The following is a 19,416-nucleotide window of genomic DNA, read 5'->3' as shown; positions in this document are numbered from 1 at the left end:
CCGGTATTTTTATGTGATTCTATGTCCTTAATTAATCCTCAAAAATAAAAATCTCATCAATTGTACTATGTAGTGCCTTCGCTATATCGTGAGCAAGTTGTAAGGAAGGATTGTATTTACCTTTTTCGAGATGACTAATTGTTTCACGTCGCACACCAACGCTATTTGCTAAAACTTCTTGTGTCATGTTCAATTTGGCACGGTATTCTTTTATCCTGGTTACGAACGCCATGGTGCATCTTCCATTTCATCAACAGGTTTATCATAAAAGAACATAGAAAAAACGAACGTAAGAATGAGTGTGCCAAAAATAAGAGCGATATCAATTTCTTGTAGTGTAGTGTTTGGAAATAACATTTCAATAAACATAATGATTGCGGCACGATTTATTGACAATTTGTTCAAACAGTTCATCGTGTTGAACTGTTCTATACGATGTGAAAAAGGAGAAGAAACAGAACATAGTAAACAATCCTTTTTCATAAAAAAATCCGAGGAAACCGAAGAAACCGAGAAATCCTAAATATTTTATCCAAGTTGTTTTCATGATAGATTCTCCTTTCGATATTAGAAATAAATCACGTTATGTTATAAATATATCACATGAGATAATGTATAGTAATAATAGTTTTCCAATTCTTTTCATAATAATAGTAAAAAGAGGAAATATGCTGCGAAATAAAGAGGATAATATTGTAAAATGGTTGTAAGGAGGGGGAGGAAGGAATGCTAACTTGGATTATGATCGTTGTATTACTTGTAGTGATTACTGTAGTGGCAACAGTGTTAATTGGGCGGAATGGTGATGCGAATTATAGTAAAGCGACAAAAGGGAATATTAAACGGCTTACGATGATCTATATTTTACTAGCTGTCGTTTTAGTTGTTGGATTAGGGGTGTATATTTATTTTAAAGGTTAAATAAACTGAAAAATGTAAAAATCTTAAAATAGAAGTATGCTATAATATCAATATAGTTATTTGGTAATTAAGGAAAGGATTGGATGGAATGATTGAAATTACGAATGTGTCAAAAAGTTATAATGGGTCTACCTATGCAGTAAAAGATTTAAGTTTATCTGTACCTAGCGGCGAAATCTTTGGATTTTTAGGACCGAATGGTGCGGGTAAATCCACGACAATTAAGATGATTACTGGCATTCACGGGGTGGACAAAGGGACTATTACGATTAACGGAAAAAATATTATGGAAGAGCCGATGGAAGCGAAGAAGACGTTTGGTTATGTGCCGGATAGCCCAGATATGTTTTTACGTTTAAAAGGAATTGAATATTTAAACTTTATGGCTGATATGTATGAAGTGCCGAAAGAAGTAAGACAAGAACGAATAGAGTCTTTAGCGAAGAAGTTTGATCTTTATAATGCATTATCTGATCAAATTCAAAGTTATTCGCACGGTATGAGACAAAAAATCGTTATTATTGGTGTGCTCGTGCATGAACCAGATGTATGGATTTTAGATGAACCGTTAACAGGGCTTGATCCGAAATCTGCATATATTTTAAAAGAAATGATGAGAGAACATGCGGATAAAGGAAAGATTGTATTTTTCTCTACACACGTATTAGAAGTAGCGGAAAAAATATGTGACCGGGTTGCTATTATTAATAAGGGGAATTTGCAGTTTAAAGGAAATTTAGATGAAATGAGAGATCATTTTAAATCCAATGAATCACTTGAAAAAATGTTCTTGGAGATGACGGGCAATGAGTAAAATTTGGACGTTAACGAAGGTACTATTAAAGTTAAATTACGCAGATTTTATAGCAGATAAGAAGAAGCGATGGGCGTATTTATTTTCATTTGCAGCTATTTTATTTGTTGGATTTTTAATATTTGGTTCGATGACGCACGGAATGTATGAAGGTCTGAAACAATTAGGGCAAGGGCCGGGAATGATTATTGCAATGGGACTTGCGATTGCGAGTATATGGGTATTTTTAATGAGTATAACGAACATTTTAACTGTATTTTACTACAGCAATGATATTGAAATGTTACTGCCGTTACCATTAAAACCAGCGCAAATTATTTCGGCAAAATTTTTAACGGTATTAATTACACAATACGTAATGAGTTCATTCATTTTATTACCAATCTTCATTACGTACGGTTTAAAAAGTGGCGCATTTATTACATATTACATATATATGATTTTTATTTACTTACTCTTCCCAATCGTGCCGTTAGTATTAGCTTCGTTACTGATGACAATTATTATGAGGTATACAAATATAGCGAAAAATAAAGATCGAGGAAATATATTTATTGGAATCGTAAGTATATTATTTATTGTAGGAATTAACGTATTTATGCAGTGGAGAAATAAAAGTGCGTTTTCTGGAGACGGGGCTGCGGAATACCTTGTAAATAATCAATCTTCTCTTATAGTACAAATGACAAATTATTTTCCAACTACATATTTTGGAGCAGTCGCATTAGTAGAAAATGCGAATTGGAAGGGTCCTTTATACGTAATCATCTTTGCGCTTATTTCATTTGTATTCTTTGTGTTGTTTTATTACATTGCAGAGCGTACATATTTAAAAGGGGTAATTGGACTTTCAACGAGTACAGCAAAGAAACAAGTTATTTCGGCGGAAGGTTTACAGAAATCAACAGTACAAAGTTCACATTTAAAAGCGTATGTGAAAAAAGAATTTAAAACGTTATTCCGTACACCGCAATTTTTCTTAAATTGCATTGTACAAACTTTCGTTATGCCAATTATGTTATTCTTTGTTTTATTCGTGAAGGAAGGGAATATAGAGTTGATTACAGGATATATTGATAATCCAGAATCAGCAGGTCTTGCAATTGGTGTAGGCCTTTGTGCATCGTTATTTTTAATGGGTAGTAACGTCATTGCAACAACGTCATTTTCGCGAGATGGAAGCTCTTGGTTTGTGAATCGTTACTTACCAGTAAAGGCTTCGGATATCTTTTTTGCGAAAGCAATCACTGCTTGGTTAATTAATGTGATCATTTTAGCCGTATTCGGTATTACGATGGCAGTTGTAGCTGGAATTTCTCCAGTCTTCATGATACTGTGGTTTTTACTAAGTGCGAATGGGTTACTATTAATTAATTTAATCGGAACACGCTGGGACGCACAAACTGCAGATATTCATTGGGACACAGAGCAGAAATTATTTAAAAGCAGATATACAACTTTGTGGAATTTTTTAGCTAATATTTTAATAGCTTTAGTTATTGTAGCGGGTGTAGGTGTATTATACTTCTTCCTTAAAGTAGGACTGTGGATTATGTTTATCGTTTTATTTGTAATGTTTACTATTGTAAACTATATCTTTATTAAAATGTTAAAATTAGGTGCTGAACGTATACTGTCAAATATTCAATAAGAAGATAGATCCTCTGTATTCATGCAGGGGATCTGTGTATAGATGGAGGAGAAAAAGGTGAAGAAAATAGCAATTGTAACAGGGGCAACTCGTCTGAATGGAATTGGTGCAGCTGTATGCAAGGTGCTTGCTCAAAAGGGGATAGACATTTTTTTCACGTACTGGCCAAAGTATGATAAAGCGATGCCATGGGGAATGAGTGATCAAGAACCCTTTTGGCTGAAAAAGGAAATTGAAAGTTACGATGTTCGATGTGAAATGGCAGAAATCAATTTATCGCAGTCTTATTCGCCAAATCGTTTGTTTTATATGGTATCAGAACGGTTAGGTGATCCATCTATTCTAATTAATAATGCAGTGTATTCTACTCATACGAGAATTGAGGAATTAAATGTAGAGCAGTTGGATAAACATTATACAGTTAATGTTCGGGCCACTATGTTATTAAGTTCATTGTTTATAAAACATTATTCACTTAAAACGAGCGGGAGTATTATTAATCTTACTTCAGGGCAGTCAGTAGATCCAATGCCAGATGAACTAGCATATGCAGCAACGAAGGGAGCAATTGAAGCATTTACAAAGTCAGTGGCACCAGTAGCGATGGAGAAGGGGATTACTGTTAATGCTGTTGATCCAGGACCAACAAATACAGGGTGGATTACAGAGGAATTAAAACATTATTTAGTATGGAAATTCCCGCAAGGTAGAGTTGGAGAAACGATGGATGCTGCGCGCTTAATTTCTTTTTTAGTAAGTGAAGAAGCGAAATGGGTTACTGGGCAAGTCATTCACTCGAATGGTGGTTATTCATAAAAATATTATGTTAACAAATGTTGAGAAACAAAAAACGAAAGAAAATTTTATTTTTTTGTATAAATAAAATGTCAAGAAAGATAAAAATTTGATAGAAGAGTATATCGTCATATAAAGATAGTAATTCTTAATGTGACAATATACTCTTTTTCTTTTACTTACGAGCAGAAAAATGAAGTAGAAGAAACTCGAATATTAAAATGAGTTTATCAGTTTTTGTCCGTATTATTATGAAGATTACTGTCGGAAAGATGGTAATTCGTATGAAAAGGGATTTTTTAAGGGGAAATCGAATCGTAAAGGGGAGGATAAATAAAGTAAACATAGGGGGATTTATATGAAAATGAAAAAGGTCGCTATCGCATCGATAACAATTGGTACAATGCTTACTATGGCAGCTTGTAGTCCATCAGCAGATAAAGAGGCAGAAAAGAAAGAGCAAGTAACAGCGCAAAATGAAGGAGAAGCAAAAACGACAAGTGCAGATGAAGCGTCCAAAACAACGAAAGATACTGAAAAAGAAACAAATACTTCTTCAAATGAAAAAACAGATAAAGATGCAAAAAATACGAAAGAATCATCAGGAACAGAAAGTAACGGCAAAACGTCAACTCAAAATGAGAATGTGAAAACAAAAGAAAAAGAAACGACAGGAAAAACGAATGACCAAACGACTAGCGGGAAAACAGCAGATCAAAGCACAAGTACAAGCTCAAACACAAACAATAACGAAAAGACAACGAAAGATCCGAAGAAAAGTGTTGCTGTGAAAACGAACGTTAAAGAAGTTGTGGCATTAATTGATAGCTTGGACAAGCAGTTAGCTGCTAATCCAAAATTGGAAACAGTGAATAAGCTTGGCAAACAAATTAATGAAAAGTGGGACGTGATTGAAAAAGAGCTAGAAGCATCACATCCGACGGATTCTAAAACAATCGGTCAAAGTATGTATCCGTTAATTGTAGGAGCGGAGAAAGAAAAAATCGATATTAATAAAATGAAATCATTAACGACGAAAACGAAAAAAGATTTAAATCAGTTATTGACGAAACTTTCATAGTTTCAAAAGCCTACTCGTGTGAGTAGGCCTTTTTTAGGTTGTTGTAATGTGCACAGTATAACTTATTTATTTTCATTTTCAATTACGATGCGAAAGGAACTGAATGCTTGTTGACTGATATAATCTTCTTCGCTAACTTTAAAAGGAAATGGAAAAGCGACGAGTTGAAAATTACTTTCCTGATCCACTGAAGGCAATGTGAAATTAAAGATTTGTCTTGTTTCAGGTGCAACCTTAGTATAAACGACTTTTCTATTGTTAAATATTTCAACTTGTTTCCAATCTTTAAAAGCCACGATTGCGTAAGTCATTTCATCATTCGTTTCATTACCGTTTGATAGGGTTAATTGCTTGCCTTCCTTTTCAAAGAAGACAGTTTGTAAGTTCTCTTCACGGTTCGTAACAAATAATGGTTCGTAAAGACCATCTTTTAAAATAGCATCTGGATCTATAAGGGAGAGTTTTATTTTTTCGTTTTCTTTCTGAAGAGGATGCATTGAATATCGCATACTTAGAATATCTTCTAAAATAGCTGCTTTATTTAAGTTATTATCTTTTAATTTGTATTCAGGTTTTTTAATTATTAAAAAGGTTAATTCATTTGCATTAGGAGAGGTGTGTAAAGAGATTTTCGTAGTAATTGAACTGTTTGGTTTCATATCAAAAAAATAGTGTGATATTTCATTAGTAGTATCTTCTATTTTAAAAGGTTTTTGTTCGTAATCTTCTAGAACAATTAATCCATATTTTCGGTTTTCATTAATAGTATGTACGAATGATAATGTTACATTAATTTTATTATCCTCACTAGTAATTGTACTACCATTGTTAATATGTTGGCCTTGATTATCCTTCAATCCGTAAGAAATAGTATTGGTTTGTTGCTCTCGTTTATTTTCTATGGAAGATGGATGAGGTTGTATGATTGAAGTATTGAACAAAATATAAATAGTTAGTAATGAAATAAATAAAACACCGCAAATAATATATATTTGTTTCATAAATAGCACCTCAATATATGTAAAATATTAGAGAAAAAAGATATGCAAGATGCATATCTTTTTTCTCTTTCTTACCAGAAAGCTTTTGTTTCGTGATTCACATCATTATAACCACTTAATTTATAGGTATGATTACCGATAGCGTAATCATCTCCATAATAAACGCTTGTGTTGGTCGCTGTAGCACTTACAAAGGATGATTTTTTTGCACTATTACTTTTCGTATTTACTAATGAGCCATCGCCATTGAAAGTTCTTGCTTTTGCATAAACATAGTCTTCGGTCGTAGTTGATTTCGATTTAGCAACTGCATATGGGTTACCAAAAAAGGGAGTATATACGCTAATGTTAGAGTCATTCTTAGGTGCAGCTGCAACAGTCAAACTAGGAACACTAGATGTTTTTGTTGATTGAATTGTATCAAAGTCAACTAAAACGGGCTGCTTGTCTACAGTATCGACCTCTGAAGCACTTGCGTTATTAGTAAAACCAAAACCTAAAACCGCTAACCCTAAAGTTGTCACCGATAAAGATTTTTTCATATTCACTAATTTTCCCACCTTTTTAAATTTTGAGTTCGAACTCAATTCATACAATATATGAAAATTTCGAAACTCTCAATGGTTTATCCCATACTTAACTTTTCTTTTACTTTCGATTCAACATGTCTTCATTTGCAAAAAAGGAAATATATCTTCTAATGCTTAGCCAGCAAGGGATACAGGTTAACTTTATGAATTTCGTGTAAATTTAAATCTATTCATGTCATAATCTCTGTTATTTTTAAGTTCATATGGGAAACGTATTAAAAAAAGGATGGTGACAAAAATGACAATCGATCGAATTTGTACAATTGGACCTGCAAGTAATAATAAAGAAACGTTAGCACAGTTAATAAAGAATGGTATGAAAATTGTTCGACTGAATTTATCGCATGGCACACATGAAAGTCATAAAGACATCATTCGTTTAGTGAAATCATTAGATGACTCTATTAAATTTTTGGGTGATGTACAAGGACCTAAAATAAGATTAGGTGAAGTGAAGGGAGAGCAAATTACACTTCAGGCAGGAGATTCTTTTATTTTACATACAAAACCAGTTACAGGGAGTAATACAGAAGCAAGCGTTGATTATGAAGGAATTGCGAATGATGTGAAAGTAGACAGTAGAATTTTGATTAATGATGGAGAAGTTGAATTAATTGTTGAAAAGATAAGTACGGACAAAATAGAAACGAAGGTAAAAACAGGTGGCAATATCTCATCCCATAAAGGAGTTAATTTACCAGGTGCGGCTGTTCGTTTACCAGCTATTACAGAGAAAGATAAAAAAGATATTCAGTTTCTTTTAGAAGAGAATGTTGATTTTATCGCGTGTTCTTTCGTACGAAAACCTAGTCATATAAAAGAAATAGGAGATTTTATACAACAGTATAAAGAAACGTCACCTAATGTAATTGCAAAAATAGAAACGATGGAAGCAATCGAGAATTTTCAAGATATATGTAAAGAAGTAGATGGAATTATGATTGCAAGGGGCGATTTAGGAGTAGAGTTACCATATCAATGTATTCCACTTTTACAAAAAATGATGATTCGTGAATGTAATCGAACGAATACATATGTCATTACAGCAACACAAATGCTTCAATCTATGGTAGATCATTCTATTCCAACAAGAGCAGAGGTGACTGATGTGTTTCAAGCTGTACTGGACGGGACGAATGCAGTTATGCTTTCAGCTGAAAGTGCATCAGGAGAACATCCAATCGAAAGTGTGAGAACATTACGTCTCGTTTCAGAATTTGCGGAGCATGTTAAAAAAGATGGGCCTTTTGCGATGAAAGATGTACTGCAATTACTGCGTGAGTCTCTGGATGAGTAATAAAAAACAAGAGGGCGGATATGCATCCGCCCTCTTGTTTTTCATTCATACTATTCTTGCTCTTGCTCATCCAAAATCTTTTCAAACGCAGCAGATACTTTATCAAACTCTTCATCATTTTCAATGTATGAAAACTCATTATCTTCTTCTACTTTTAAAAAGAAAATATCAATGTCTTCCTCAGTTTCTGTTTGGATATCTTCAACAAAGGCAACTGCAATATACTCTGCACCTTCGACATCCATCGCTCCAAGTACTTCTACTTCTTGCTCTTCGTTATTCTCATCACTAAGAGTAAACACTTCGCCAACTTCAATATCAGACATATTCATTCTCCTCCTGTTCGACTCTAAAAATAGAGCACTCAAACTGTATACATACTAACATATCTTTCCATGAAAAACCAAATTCATACGTAAGAAAACAACTGATTCTTCTTTAGTATGAGTATACAGCTATTAGGAGCATTATTTGTGTGTACTATATTACTAAATCCATTCAACAATTGTATCCATAGTCTGTCTTGTTTTATCACGCTTTGGCTCTTCTTTACGGTAACCAAAGGCAACCATAACTGATACTTCAAGATTATCGCCTTGTATAATGCCTTCTTGACGAAGTAAAGAATCTACTTCCTCTTTATCAAATCCTTCTATTGGACAAGAATCAATACCGATTTGAGCTGCGCTCGTCATCATATTACCTAAAGCAATATAAGTTTGTTTAGATGCCCAATCAAATACAGCACGATCGGATTGTAATAAGTTAAAATCTGTTTTCTGGAACTTTTTGAAGAATTCATATCTAATTTTTTGAGTGTCTTCAGGCAATCCAATAATATCGTTCATCATATATTTAATATACTCTGCATCATAATGCATATCTTTAATGTTTCTTGAAAGAACAATGACGAAATGGCTTGCTGTTGCAAGTTGCCCACCAGCGCCCCATGAATACGGTTGTAGTTTTTCTCTTAATTCTTTATTTTGTACGACAATAAATTTCCAAGGCTCATATCCAAAAGAAGAAGGAGATAATCTGCCTGTTTCTAAAATGAATTTAAAATCCTCTTCTGAAATTTTGTGCATAGGATCGAATTCTTTACATGCATGTCTGAAATGAAAAGCCTCCATAATTTTTTCTTTTGTATTTGTCATAAAAGTTCCTCTTTTCATGAATTTATTTTTGTAAGTAAATTATATTTTTAAAGTAACATAGATACAAGTACGCACATTTATGTGTTATAGTATCAAAAAAGATACTAATGTTAAGGGAAGGGATTTATTATGGATTGTCCAAACGAAAATAATATAAATTACCCATTTTTAAATAAATATTCTTGTCCAGTTGAAGCTATGGTTGAGGTGATTGGAGGGAAATGGAAAGGGGTAATTTTGTATCATTTATTAGATGGTACAAAGCGGTTTAATGAGTTAAAAAGATTAAAACCAAATATCACACAAAGAATGTTAACACTGCAGCTGAGAGAACTTGAAGCAGATGGCATCATACATCGCGAAGTATACCGTGAAGTGCCGCCAAAAGTAGAATATTCATTAACTGAGCTTGGTGAATCACTACGTCCAATGATTCTATTAATGATGGAATGGGCAACTCATAATATGGAGAAAGTTTTGGAGAGTAGGAATGCACAAAATAAAAGTTAATAGATGAAAGTGGTATAGTAGAGACGGATATGAATTCTTCTTAAATTGGTAGTGGAGTTAGAAAACCATATATTATTAAAATAGGTAATTGGATGTTAAAGTTTTGTAAGATTAAATTGATTATAATTATTTTATGTAAACTAATCGCCCGGTTATCTATAAAATGAAAAAATCTATGTATCGTTGATATAGTGTAAATTATGATAGATATATTCGAAAAATCGTTAATATAATTTCACTTATGAAGGTGTTGTTCATTAAGGGAAAAGGGCTGTCATGCGCGGACAGCCCTTTTTTGTTTACCTGATTTACATTTTGAGAATACTTCACAGTCATAACGTAGTAGGCGTAGTAAAATACTTATTCAATGTATTATTTTTCAAAGAAGAAAGCGGAACCTTCACCTCACTACCTTCCTTCATATTCCGCAGCATAACGGTTTCTGTACTAAGTTCTTCTTCACCAATAATAAGCACGTAAGGGATATTCTCTTTATTGGCATAATTAAGAGCACGTTTTAATTTGCGTCCTGCTAGTTCGAGTTCGACTTTTAAGGAAGTGGTAGAACGTAATTGCTGGGCAATTTGTAAGCATTGTAATTCTGTCCCGAGTGGGATGATAAATACATCCGCTGTAGATGATATCGTTTCTTTCTGTGAGAGTGCTGTATAAATAACGTCTAAACCGAATGAAATACCGACTGTTGGATAGCTAATATTATCGCAACGGAATGCCCCAATAATATTATCGTATCGACCGCCGCTACCGATGCTAGATGTAATCGATCCATCTTTTAAAAAGATTTCATATACGGTGCCTGTGTACATTGTAAGTCCTCGCGCTAAAAACGGATTGAATATAGCATTTTCATTTATTCCAAGAGCGATTAAATATTGCTGTAATTGTTGCAATTCGTTTACTCCATCGGCAACGAGTGGAGTATTGAAAGCGTCTTTAAAGTTATCAATTGAAAGCTTTAGACAAGATAATACAGTATTACATATTGTATCAGCCATTTCTTCAGAAATTCCGCGCTCTAATACATCTTTTCGTACACCATCAATCCCAATCTTTTCGATTTTGTCTAATGATAAAATGACGTCACTTGTTAATTCAGTAGGGATGTTAATGGCCTGAAGAATACCATTTAACAATTTTCGGTTATTATATTGGATCGTTATCTCTAAGTTTAATGTTCGGAACAGCTCAAACGCCATGCTCATAAGTTCCGCTTCTGCCATGACTGATTCTACACCGACTATATCAACGTCGCATTGTATAAATTCACGAAATCTTCCTTGTTTAATTGGTCCATCTCGAAATACTTTTCAAATTTCATAACGTTTAAAAGGAAGTCGGATGTTCGGATTCATTGCCACAACTTTTGCGAATGGAATAGTTAAATCGTATCGTAAGGTAAGCTCACGTTTTCCTTGATCCTTTAGCGTATATATTTCTTTTAATATTTCATCGCCACCGCCGTACTTGTAAGACATAAGCTCATACATATTTAACGTTGGTGTCTCTAACGGTTTGCATCCGTATCGTTCAAATGTATCTTCGCAAGTTCTTTTAATTTTATTTCGCAGCACTTGCTCCTCTGGTAAATAGTCTTTCGTTCCTTTTACATTTTTCATTTCCATTGTAATCACTCCTTTTTTAAATTAAAAAAAGCTATGCAGGTATAAAAATACCCACATAGCTTTATGAACGCTTCGTGGGTCAACAGGAAAAGCCCTGTACCCACGAAGAAAAATTTTTCTTCGGATACACGGCGTTACGTATGATGATGAAGTTGGAAAGAAGTATTAAAATTTCGCATTGCAAATCTCTCCTTAACGTAAGTTTTTCCAAATTATATCAGATGATTTTTGAATTATCAATATTTTTAGTTTTGAAATATACGTGAAGTTATGTAGGAGAAATGGAAAAGGGTGTATAATAAAACTTAATAATATGAAATAACCTTTTAAGGAGAACGTTATGAAAAAAGATAAAACAAATGCGATGCGAATATTAGATAAAGAAAAGATCGAATATTCGATGATGTCATATGATCCAGACGATGGGAAAATTGATGGCGTATCAGTAGCCGAGAAAATTGGACGAGAAGTGAGAGAAGTATATAAAACGTTAATCGCTCAAGGGAATAGTAAAAATTATCATGTGTTTATCATCCCGGTAGATGAGGAACTAAATTTAAAAGCTGCCGCAAAAGCGGTAAGTGAAAAGAAGATTGAAATGATTCCTGTAAAAGATATTACGAAAGTGTCAGGATATATTCGTGGTGGTTGCTCACCAGTCGGAATGAAGAAGTTATTTTCTACATGTATCGATGAAAGTGCTCAATCGCTTGAAACGATGATCGTAAGTGGCGGGAAAATTGGTATACAAGTTGAGCTTAAAGTTGATGACTTGGCGAAAGTGACGAGAGCGCAGTTTGGTGAAATAACGAAATAATGATACATAGGAAAAGAAGTTCTAGTTTTATAGGATAGTTAGTCCATGATGAGGGCGGATTATCCTTTTTATTTACGTAATAATACGTTATATTAACTGATTATGTATACAATATTCAACCGAAAACAAACAACATATCAACTCTATAAAATGGTAAAATAGGGAAAAATATATTTTAAATAATATCTTTAGAAACGATTATTTATTACATAGGGGTTTCCGAAAAAAGTAAAGTAAAAAGGGAGGGGCATAAGTGAAATATATTAATGGATTGTACATATCACTTATATTGATGATGTTCATCAATTTACTTAATATTACCATGTTTGATAATGAATATTCAGGGATAACAATGTATCTTTCTTCCGTTATATTCATAATTGGAAGTGCTTTTTTCGGAAGTGCAAAACGGCTTAAAATGAGTGAGAAAAAATAAACCATTTAGGAGATGACAATCATTAATGAAACAACAAGAAGAAGTTATCTTTCGTGAGGTTCAGAGATCCCCAATTTTGGTATGGATACTCATATTAGGAATCGCCATGCTGATGTGGTATGGATTCATTCAACAAATTATTCTTGATACCCCGTTTGGAGATAAACCAGCTCCTAATGGTGTATTAATTGTTTTGTGGTTGTTTTTCGGGATTGCCTTTCCTGTATTAATGCTTGGAGTATTGAAACTAATCATTGAGGTTCGTGAAAAAGGTCTTTATGTTCGTTTTGTTCCTTTTCATTTCCAATATAAGCAGTACCTTTTCAAAAATATACATCATTATGAATGCATTACTTACAGTCCACTAAAACGATTTGGGGGATGGGGAATTCGTTTTAACCTTAAGAATGAAAAAGCCTATAATATGAAGGGTAATAAAGGTATAGAGTTAAAGTTGAAATATAACACAGTGGTAATCGGCACTCAAAAACCAGACGAATTAAAAAAAGCGCTGGACTCATTACAAAAAGTATAATGAAAATTAAACTTGAACAAACGGGTACAATTCAGGAATTTGTACTAGGCATACTTTATATTTATTTTAAAAATAACTTAAAGTTACTTCCAATAACGAAAACTATGCAAATAAGTTGTTCACTGGATTCTTATAGAAAACTGTGTTGAAATGAAATTTTTGATTTTGCAGCACTTCAAAATCTTAGCTAGATGGCTATGTATCGGTACCCACAATAAAGAGGCAGGAACATATCAAATATGTTCCTGCCTTTGATTTTAGAGAGAGGTTTCCTAACAGTTGATTTTGTTAACGAAAGTCGACTTTAAATCCATATTTTGTATAGAATATAGTACATATAATAAAAGTATGAGGTGATACAGTGAGAGAAATTCAGATTCATAAAATCATTGCAGATAAGAGAAAAGAAAAGGGAATTACGCAGGAAGAGTTAGCGGCGTATATCGGTATTACGAAGGCGTCTGTTTCCAAATGGGAGACGGGGCAGAGTTATCCGGATATTACATTTTTACCACTGTTAGCATCATACTTTAACATTAGTATAGATGAACTAATTAGTTATACACCGCAAATGAAACAGGAAGATATTAAAAATTTATATCATAGACTCGCAGAAGCTTTTAGTGAAAAAACGTTTGCTGAAGTAATGATAGAGTGCAGAGGAATAATTAAAAAATATTATTCTTGTTTTCCGTTATTACTTCAAATGGGACTTCTTTTTATTAATCACCATATGTTAACAGAGGATACGGATAAAAGAATTGAAATTTTAGAAGAGGCAATGCATCTTTTTAGCAGAGTGCAGGAAGAAAGTGACGATGTTTCTCTTGTGAAAGAGGCGGTATCGTTTCAAGCAACTTGCTATCTTATACTTAATAAACCCAATGAAGTATTGCAATTGCTTGGCGGAACGATACGTCCTAACGTTCCAGAGGAAGATCTAATCGCACAAGCGTATCAAATGCTTGGAAATGCTGAAAAGGCAAATGAAATAATGCAAATTAGTATGTACCAACATTTAATACAACTCGTTGCGACAATACCGAATTATGTAGTAGTAAATGCCTCAAGCGCTGAAAAGGTAGAGGTAATTTTAAATAGAGCTTTCATGTTAATAGATATATATGAAATAGAAACATTACATCCTAATATGACTTTAAAAGTATACTATGCTGCTGCGCAAGTATATTGTATGCAAGGGAATTTTGAAAGAGCATTAGAAATGTTACGGAAATATGCAGCGGTTTGTGCGGCTAGCTTTACAGTAAATAGCCTGCATTTACATGGAGATTCCTATTTTGATGCGATTGATGACTGGTTTGCAGAATTTCCGCTAGGCGCTAAAACGGTTAGAAATGAAGAGATTATAAAGCGGAGCATGTTACAAAGTATTGCAGAGAATCCAGTTTTCGCTCCTATGAAAGATGTAAGAGAGTACAAAAATATAATAGCGAGTTTGAAATTCAAATTAGATATAACGGAATAGAAGGAGGATTAATATAATGATCTTTGATGAATATGAAGTAGCGGTAAAAAGTGAATTAACTTTGCAAGGTACGATTACAAAGCCAAAAGCTGGTGGGAAGTATGCTGCTGTTGTCATTATTGCTGGATCTGGAGAAGTTGATCGTGATGGAACGATAGTACCGCTAAAGCTTGAGTCGAACATATATAAAGATTTAGCACATGTAATGGCGCAACTTGGAGTAGTGACGCTCCGTTTTGATAAGCGCGGAGTAGGAAAGAGTAACGGAGAAATTCTGAAGACTGGAATGTGGGATTTAGTTAGTGATATAGAAGCCATGATAACGTATTTAAAAGAACAACCATTTGTTGATCCAGAAAATATCATTTTAGCTGGTCATAGTGAAGGGTGTATGTTAGCCACTGTAGTAAACGCAAGAACACCAGTTAATGGACTCATACTTATTACAGGAGCTGCAGAATCATTAGAAGAAGCTACAAAAAGACAAAGAGAAATTGCTTATAAAGAACTAAAAGAGCAGAAAGGAATAAAAGGAAAACTAATGCGTCTTCTTAATGTAGAGAAACGCGGAGAAAAACAGATGGAAAAAATAAAAGAGAAAATGATGAACACAGAAAAAGATACGATTAAAGTTGGTTTTAAACCGATGAATGCAAAGTGGTTTAGAGAGCATTTTCAGCATGACATCTATAAAGACTTACAACAAGTAACATGTCCAGTACTAGCTATTGCTGGTGATAAAGATATTCAAGCTGACCCTGAAAGAGCAAAGCAGATTGGTGATTATGTGAAGGGTGATTCTGCAGTACATGTAATAAAAGATATGGATCATAGTTTAAAAAGTTTTGAGGGGGAGTTCAAAGCTTTAGAGTTTAAAAAGAATTATGAAAAAGGAGCGGGAAAGCCCCTTCATCCAGAGCTGGAAGAAATAATTGTGAATTGGATGGATACGCATTTTATCTCGCAACATGCGGGTTGAAAGATTCCCGGTTCAATATTAGGCGAAAGTGAGGAAGTCGGAAGGGAGAGTAATTGTCTGTAAAAAAAACGGTTGTTGTAGGTTGATTTAGTTTAGTATATGAATTTATTTTTTTGCGAATTCATTCATTATAAAATGTTCGTTTTTATTAATTAACGCGATAAAAACGAACATTTTTTTATTTAAAATAAATTGGATAATTAAACTATAACATCAATATATACCGTTGAATATCATAATAATATAATGGAGGTGATGTTATATGGCTCTTACTACAGGACCAATTGAAAACGTAGGAAATCAACCTGCTAACGCAAATAAAGTTAGGGTGAAGATCCTTAACCGTACTGCGGGCCCACTTACTGGAGTAGCTAGAGTTTTTAGACTTGACGGTTCATTAGTATTAATTGAACAGGTAAACTTCAATGTGAATTCTAATGCTTCTACTTTTGCAACTCTAAGTTTAGTTCATCCTGCTCTTGGACAAGCATTTGAATATGAAGTTCAAATTGTTCCTAATCAACCTGGTGGACTATATAGTGTTTATGGACTAACAGCTGAAAATGTTATTATTACTGCACAACGTGTTGTGAACTCAGAATTGACACAGTTTCTTTAATTAAAATAGATTGGTGCCTACATGGTATCCAATCTATTTTTGTACGTATTATTCAGAGAAAGAATGGTTTTACACAAAAATAAAGATAGTTATGGAAAAGGGAAAAGTCGAGCTATCATCTTAATTTTTATTATTTCTGTCTTAGACCGTATCTGTTTTGTGGCACGGTTTTCTTTGAATGCATTTTATTCAAACTGTTTTTTAAAGTATTTATCAAATATGCATTATTGCATAAATAAATTTAAATTTATAAGTTAATATTAAACTACTTTTTAGTTGTAAAGAATATGTTAATAATCTTTATAAGAAAAGGATATTCCTTGTAAAAAGTGAAATTGTTTGGAATGTGAATAAATAAAAAGTTTAGAAGTGATACAGACTGGATAGAGTCTTGTATTAAATAAACAGAAAAGGGGTAGGGGTTTCTAAAAGGTTTTGGGGGTTAGAAAGCACTTTTTAGTTAATAGCTTTAAATTATATTTTAAAGGGGAATGGGTATATGAAGTTTCGAAATACAAAGATTGCTATGATTACACTGTCTTCATTTTTTATTTTAGGTTCTGCATCTCTATCATTCACAGATACTATACACGGTGAAGTAGCTCCTGCATCAGCACAAGAGATTATTGTAAAAAGTTATGACGATACATATTATAATAACGCAATAGGAAAAACGGGGTTAGAATTAAAGAAGGAATTGCATAATGTTATTGATAATCATACAAAATTATCATACAGTGCGGTTTGGGAAGCACTAGGAGATACTGATGAAGATCCAAATAATAAAAATAATGTGATACTCTTATATACTGGTCGTTCGCAAGGGAAGCTTACGAATGGATCAGGAGTAAATAACTGGAACCGAGAGCATGTTTGGGCAAAATCTCACGGTGACTTTGGAACGACTGCAGGACCTGGAACAGATCTACATCATTTAAGAGCGACGGATGTATCTGTAAATAGTTCACGTGGAAATCTAGATTTTGATAATGGTGGTGTGAATCATTCTGAGGCGACAGAATGTAAATATGATAGTGATTCTTGGGAACCTCGTGATAGTGTAAAGGGAGATATTGCTAGAATGCTGTTTTATATGGCTGTTCGTTACGAGGGAGACAACGGCGAAATAGATTTAGAACTAAATGAAAAAGTGAATAACAATAAAGATCCATACATGGGGAAACTATCTGTCTTATTAAAATGGAATGAACAAGACCCGGTCGATGATTTAGAGCGAAAGCGTAATGAAGTGATTTTTACAAAATATCAACATAACCGCAATCCTTTTATTGATCATCCTGAATGGGTAAATAAAATTTGGAACTAAGATTTTTAAAGGTATTATATTTTGATAAAAGGGATTGATCATTATGATCAATCCCTTCTTATATTTTTACTAGAATAAATGATTTTTATAGGACTAGTGAGGGAAATAGAATAGATATTTATATGGAACGATAGTACTTATTTATCTAGTTAAGTATTTAGTAAGGTCCCCACTCAATATTCACCCCAACAATAAGAAAAACAAGTCCAATGATAAACCAAATGAGTGCAAGTGGAGCCATGAAACGAATCCATTTTCCATAAGAAATGCCGCTCGCTGCGAGAACGCCCATTAAAACACCGGAAGTTGGATTAAGGCAGTTTACTACACCCTCGCCGAGCATAACAGCCTGTACTGTAACTTGGCGTGTAATGTGCATGAAATCAGCTAATGGAGCTAATATCGGAATAAAAATAACCGATTCTCCTGTTCCGGATGAAATAAGGAAATGTAATGCGGCACTACTTACGTACATACCGATAACACCAAATACAGGGCTTTGTCCTTCAAGAGACTGTGCGAGCTGGTTAACGATAGTATCAAGTAATTTGCCTTGTTCTAAAATGACTGAAATACAGCGAGCCATTCCGACAATTAAAGCACCATAGATAAGGTTTTGGCAGCCAGTTAGAAAAGTAGAAGCGATATCGTTTGCTTTCATGCCACCTATTATTCCGGCTGTAATTGCTATGAAAATAAAAGTAGCGGTCATTTCTGCGTCCGTCCAATGTAGACGAAAAGCGCCTATTAAAAATGCAATTAATGATAAAGCTGAAACGAGTAAAATTAATTTATGACGTATCGTCCAAGGAACTTCTTTTTTCTCTGCTTCCTTTTCGCTTGAAAGAGCGTTACTTGGAAACCAGTTATCGCCAAGAATGCTTCCTTTATTCGATTTTTTCAAGCGCTTTACATACCAATTAATATAAAGGATAGTGGCAAGTAAAAAAGATATATAGATAGCTGTGCGTAAACCAATTCCCGAAAACATCGGAAGTTCTGCGATCTTTTGTGAAATGCCTAAAGGTGAGGGGGATAAAATAGTAGCGTTAAAACCAGCATAAGTGCCTAAATAAATAATTGCTACACCGACGATAGCGTCCCATTTTAATGTGCGTGCAACGATGATACCGATGGGGATAAAACCGATAACTGAATTAACGATAATGCCAGTCGTTCCGAGAATAGAAAAAAGTGCGGCAACGATACAAATGAAAAGTAATTGCTGATTACGAAATTTGTTTATAACATGATAGATTAAACCGTCAAGAGCACCTGTTTTTTCAAGAATGGCAATGGCACCGCCTGTAAATAAAATTAAAAAGATGATCGGAGCAGCAAGTGTCATTCCTTTTTCAATAGCGGTAAAAAAAGAAACAAATCCTACAGGTGATTGCGGAACAGAATGATAGCTACCTGGTATTGTCGTTGTAACGGTCCCGTTTGTAACTCTTTTAAATTCTCCAGCGGGAACGAAATATGTAGCAATGGCGCAAAGTAAAGCAATAAAAAATAGTAGTACGTACGCATCAGGCATTTTAAACTTTTGTTTACTAGGTTGTTTTTTTGCCTCAGTTTGTATTTGCATAAAATCCCTCCTTCTTCACTTGGTTAATTTTTAATATTCTGAATTCAATCTGTGAAATAGATTATAATAAAGGTAGCTTCTTAAGGCAATAGTTTTTGTATCCTTTTCCCGCACATACAAATTATTGCAATATTAGACAGGGAAACGATAATAAGCCAAGAATATGTTA

19 protein-coding genes and 3 pseudogenes are annotated in these 19,416 nt (G+C 33.8%); 14 read left to right on the top strand and 8 right to left on the bottom strand.

What is annotated here, in order from left to right; translation table 11 throughout:
- Positions 1-31 precede the first annotated feature (31 nt).
- Both MHI26_RS16875 and MHI26_RS16870 read right to left on the bottom strand, forming a co-directional pair.
- On the bottom strand, positions 32-232 hold the full coding sequence (locus MHI26_RS16875) for a helix-turn-helix transcriptional regulator (RefSeq protein ID WP_061666599.1): 201 nt from the start codon (positions 230-232) through the stop codon (positions 32-34).
- A pseudogene (locus tag MHI26_RS16870) lies at positions 220-547 on the bottom strand (DUF3796 domain-containing protein). The gene MHI26_RS16875 and the pseudogene MHI26_RS16870 overlap by 13 nt, the downstream one beginning before the upstream one ends.
- Positions 548-726: 179 nt before the next feature.
- Here MHI26_RS16870 and MHI26_RS16865 point away from each other — a divergent pair.
- From MHI26_RS16865 to MHI26_RS16845, 5 genes are all read left to right on the top strand, one after another.
- On the top strand, positions 727-921 hold the full coding sequence (locus MHI26_RS16865; RefSeq protein WP_061666598.1) for a hypothetical protein: 195 nt from the start codon (positions 727-729) through the stop codon (positions 919-921).
- 88 nt (positions 922-1,009) lie between these two features.
- Positions 1,010-1,735, top strand: a complete 726-nt coding sequence (locus MHI26_RS16860) for an ABC transporter ATP-binding protein (protein ID WP_000570204.1) — start codon at positions 1,010-1,012, stop codon at positions 1,733-1,735.
- On the top strand, positions 1,728-3,386 hold the full coding sequence (locus MHI26_RS16855; RefSeq protein ID WP_061666597.1) for a putative ABC transporter permease subunit: 1,659 nt from the start codon (positions 1,728-1,730) through the stop codon (positions 3,384-3,386). The genes MHI26_RS16860 and MHI26_RS16855 overlap by 8 nt, the downstream gene beginning before the upstream one ends.
- 57 nt (positions 3,387-3,443) lie before the next feature.
- Positions 3,444-4,202 (top strand): SDR family oxidoreductase, encoded by a 759-nt coding sequence (locus MHI26_RS16850; protein ID WP_042973375.1) that lies wholly within the window; start codon positions 3,444-3,446, stop codon positions 4,200-4,202.
- Positions 4,203-4,539: 337 nt separating this feature from the next.
- On the top strand, positions 4,540-5,262 hold the full coding sequence (locus tag MHI26_RS16845; RefSeq protein ID WP_000782525.1) for a hypothetical protein: 723 nt from the start codon (positions 4,540-4,542) through the stop codon (positions 5,260-5,262).
- Between the two features lie 62 nt (positions 5,263-5,324).
- Here the strand turns inward: MHI26_RS16845 and MHI26_RS16840 are convergent, their stop codons facing one another.
- Together MHI26_RS16840 and MHI26_RS16835 are read right to left on the bottom strand one after the other, a co-directional pair.
- The gene (locus MHI26_RS16840; RefSeq protein WP_000810146.1) at positions 5,325-6,263 is read right to left on the bottom strand and encodes a hypothetical protein; all 939 of its coding nucleotides are present in this window, start codon (positions 6,261-6,263) and stop codon (positions 5,325-5,327) included.
- A 71-nt stretch (positions 6,264-6,334) separates the two neighbouring features.
- Positions 6,335-6,811 carry a hypothetical protein gene (locus MHI26_RS16835; RefSeq protein WP_001056356.1) on the bottom strand — a complete coding sequence of 159 codons (477 nt, stop codon included), beginning with the start codon at positions 6,809-6,811 and terminating at the stop codon, positions 6,335-6,337.
- A 280-nt stretch (positions 6,812-7,091) separates the two neighbouring features.
- On the opposite strand from MHI26_RS16835, the gene MHI26_RS16830 reads away from it, so the two are divergent.
- Positions 7,092-8,150: a pyruvate kinase gene (locus tag MHI26_RS16830; protein WP_061666596.1), complete on the top strand. Its 1,059-nt coding sequence runs from the start codon at positions 7,092-7,094 to the stop codon at positions 8,148-8,150.
- 50 nt (positions 8,151-8,200) lie between these two features.
- Here MHI26_RS16830 and MHI26_RS16825 read toward each other — a convergent pair whose 3' ends face one another.
- Positions 8,201-8,482: a DUF1292 domain-containing protein gene (locus MHI26_RS16825; protein ID WP_002005464.1), complete on the bottom strand. Its 282-nt coding sequence runs from the start codon at positions 8,480-8,482 to the stop codon at positions 8,201-8,203.
- Positions 8,483-8,638: 156 nt separating this feature from the next.
- The gene (locus MHI26_RS16820) at positions 8,639-9,307 is read right to left on the bottom strand and encodes an NAD(P)H-dependent oxidoreductase (protein ID WP_000185608.1); all 669 of its coding nucleotides are present in this window, start codon (positions 9,305-9,307) and stop codon (positions 8,639-8,641) included.
- A gap of 129 nt (positions 9,308-9,436) precedes the next feature.
- On the opposite strand from MHI26_RS16820, the gene MHI26_RS16815 reads away from it, so the two are divergent.
- On the top strand, positions 9,437-9,817 hold the full coding sequence (locus MHI26_RS16815) for a winged helix-turn-helix transcriptional regulator (protein WP_000340577.1): 381 nt from the start codon (positions 9,437-9,439) through the stop codon (positions 9,815-9,817).
- Positions 9,818-10,149: 332 nt separating this feature from the next.
- Here the strand turns inward: MHI26_RS16815 and MHI26_RS16810 are convergent.
- A pseudogene (locus MHI26_RS16810) lies at positions 10,150-11,460 on the bottom strand (histidine--tRNA ligase).
- A gap of 340 nt (positions 11,461-11,800) precedes the next feature.
- On the opposite strand from MHI26_RS16810, the gene ybaK reads away from it, so the two are divergent.
- The 7 genes and pseudogenes from ybaK (at position 11,801) to MHI26_RS16775 (ending at position 17,659) form a co-directional block, all read left to right on the top strand.
- Positions 11,801-12,277: a Cys-tRNA(Pro) deacylase gene (ybaK, locus tag MHI26_RS16805; protein WP_061666595.1), complete on the top strand. Its 477-nt coding sequence runs from the start codon at positions 11,801-11,803 to the stop codon at positions 12,275-12,277.
- Between the two features lie 253 nt (positions 12,278-12,530).
- Positions 12,531-12,713 carry a hypothetical protein gene (locus tag MHI26_RS16800; RefSeq protein WP_000875166.1) on the top strand — a complete coding sequence of 61 codons (183 nt, stop codon included), beginning with the start codon at positions 12,531-12,533 and terminating at the stop codon, positions 12,711-12,713.
- 25 nt (positions 12,714-12,738) lie between these two features.
- Positions 12,739-13,248, top strand: a complete 510-nt coding sequence (locus tag MHI26_RS16795; RefSeq protein ID WP_061666594.1) for a DUF6141 family protein — start codon at positions 12,739-12,741, stop codon at positions 13,246-13,248.
- 361 nt (positions 13,249-13,609) lie between these two features.
- Positions 13,610-14,734 (top strand): helix-turn-helix domain-containing protein, encoded by a 1,125-nt coding sequence (locus MHI26_RS16790; protein WP_001206983.1) that lies wholly within the window; start codon positions 13,610-13,612, stop codon positions 14,732-14,734.
- Positions 14,735-14,750: 16 nt separating this feature from the next.
- Positions 14,751-15,776, top strand: a pseudogene (locus MHI26_RS16785) (alpha/beta hydrolase family protein).
- A 199-nt stretch (positions 15,777-15,975) separates the two neighbouring features.
- Entirely contained in the window at positions 15,976-16,332 is a 357-nt protein-coding gene (locus MHI26_RS16780) for a hypothetical protein (RefSeq protein ID WP_001229415.1), read from the top strand.
- A gap of 499 nt (positions 16,333-16,831) precedes the next feature.
- Positions 16,832-17,659: an endonuclease I family protein gene (locus MHI26_RS16775; protein ID WP_061666592.1), complete on the top strand. Its 828-nt coding sequence runs from the start codon at positions 16,832-16,834 to the stop codon at positions 17,657-17,659.
- A 157-nt stretch (positions 17,660-17,816) separates the two neighbouring features.
- Here the strand turns inward: MHI26_RS16775 and MHI26_RS16770 are convergent, their stop codons facing one another.
- Positions 17,817-19,247: a YfcC family protein gene (locus MHI26_RS16770; RefSeq protein WP_001166974.1), complete on the bottom strand. Its 1,431-nt coding sequence runs from the start codon at positions 19,245-19,247 to the stop codon at positions 17,817-17,819.
- Between the last annotated feature and the right edge of the window lie 169 nt (positions 19,248-19,416).

Source organism: Bacillus sp. FSL K6-1218 (assembly GCF_038006445.1).
In the GTDB taxonomy this organism is placed as follows: Bacteria; Bacillota; Bacilli; order Bacillales; family Bacillaceae_G; genus Bacillus_A; species Bacillus_A thuringiensis_S.
This window is presented reverse-complemented; position numbering and strand designations above follow the sequence as displayed.

What these genes read in the sequence shown, in the direction of transcription:
- MHI26_RS16875 (WP_061666599.1), bottom strand. Translation starts at nt 232, where the DNA reads ATGGCGTTCGTAACCAGGATAAAAGAATACCGTGCCAAATTGAACATG.
- MHI26_RS16865 (WP_061666598.1), top strand. Translation starts at nt 727, where the DNA reads ATGCTAACTTGGATTATGATCGTTGTATTACTTGTAGTGATTACTGTA.
- MHI26_RS16860 (WP_000570204.1), top strand. Translation starts at nt 1,010, where the DNA reads ATGATTGAAATTACGAATGTGTCAAAAAGTTATAATGGGTCTACCTAT.
- MHI26_RS16855 (WP_061666597.1), top strand. Translation starts at nt 1,728, where the DNA reads ATGAGTAAAATTTGGACGTTAACGAAGGTACTATTAAAGTTAAATTAC.
- MHI26_RS16845 (WP_000782525.1), top strand. Translation starts at nt 4,540, where the DNA reads ATGAAAATGAAAAAGGTCGCTATCGCATCGATAACAATTGGTACAATG.
- MHI26_RS16840 (WP_000810146.1), bottom strand. Translation starts at nt 6,263, where the DNA reads ATGAAACAAATATATATTATTTGCGGTGTTTTATTTATTTCATTACTA.
- MHI26_RS16830 (WP_061666596.1), top strand. Translation starts at nt 7,092, where the DNA reads ATGACAATCGATCGAATTTGTACAATTGGACCTGCAAGTAATAATAAA.
- MHI26_RS16825 (WP_002005464.1), bottom strand. Translation starts at nt 8,482, where the DNA reads ATGAATATGTCTGATATTGAAGTTGGCGAAGTGTTTACTCTTAGTGAT.
- MHI26_RS16820 (WP_000185608.1), bottom strand. Translation starts at nt 9,307, where the DNA reads ATGACAAATACAAAAGAAAAAATTATGGAGGCTTTTCATTTCAGACAT.
- MHI26_RS16815 (WP_000340577.1), top strand. Translation starts at nt 9,437, where the DNA reads ATGGATTGTCCAAACGAAAATAATATAAATTACCCATTTTTAAATAAA.
- ybaK (WP_061666595.1), top strand. Translation starts at nt 11,801, where the DNA reads ATGAAAAAAGATAAAACAAATGCGATGCGAATATTAGATAAAGAAAAG.
- MHI26_RS16795 (WP_061666594.1), top strand. Translation starts at nt 12,739, where the DNA reads ATGAAACAACAAGAAGAAGTTATCTTTCGTGAGGTTCAGAGATCCCCA.
- MHI26_RS16780 (WP_001229415.1), top strand. Translation starts at nt 15,976, where the DNA reads ATGGCTCTTACTACAGGACCAATTGAAAACGTAGGAAATCAACCTGCT.
- MHI26_RS16775 (WP_061666592.1), top strand. Translation starts at nt 16,832, where the DNA reads ATGAAGTTTCGAAATACAAAGATTGCTATGATTACACTGTCTTCATTT.
- MHI26_RS16770 (WP_001166974.1), bottom strand. Translation starts at nt 19,247, where the DNA reads ATGCAAATACAAACTGAGGCAAAAAAACAACCTAGTAAACAAAAGTTT.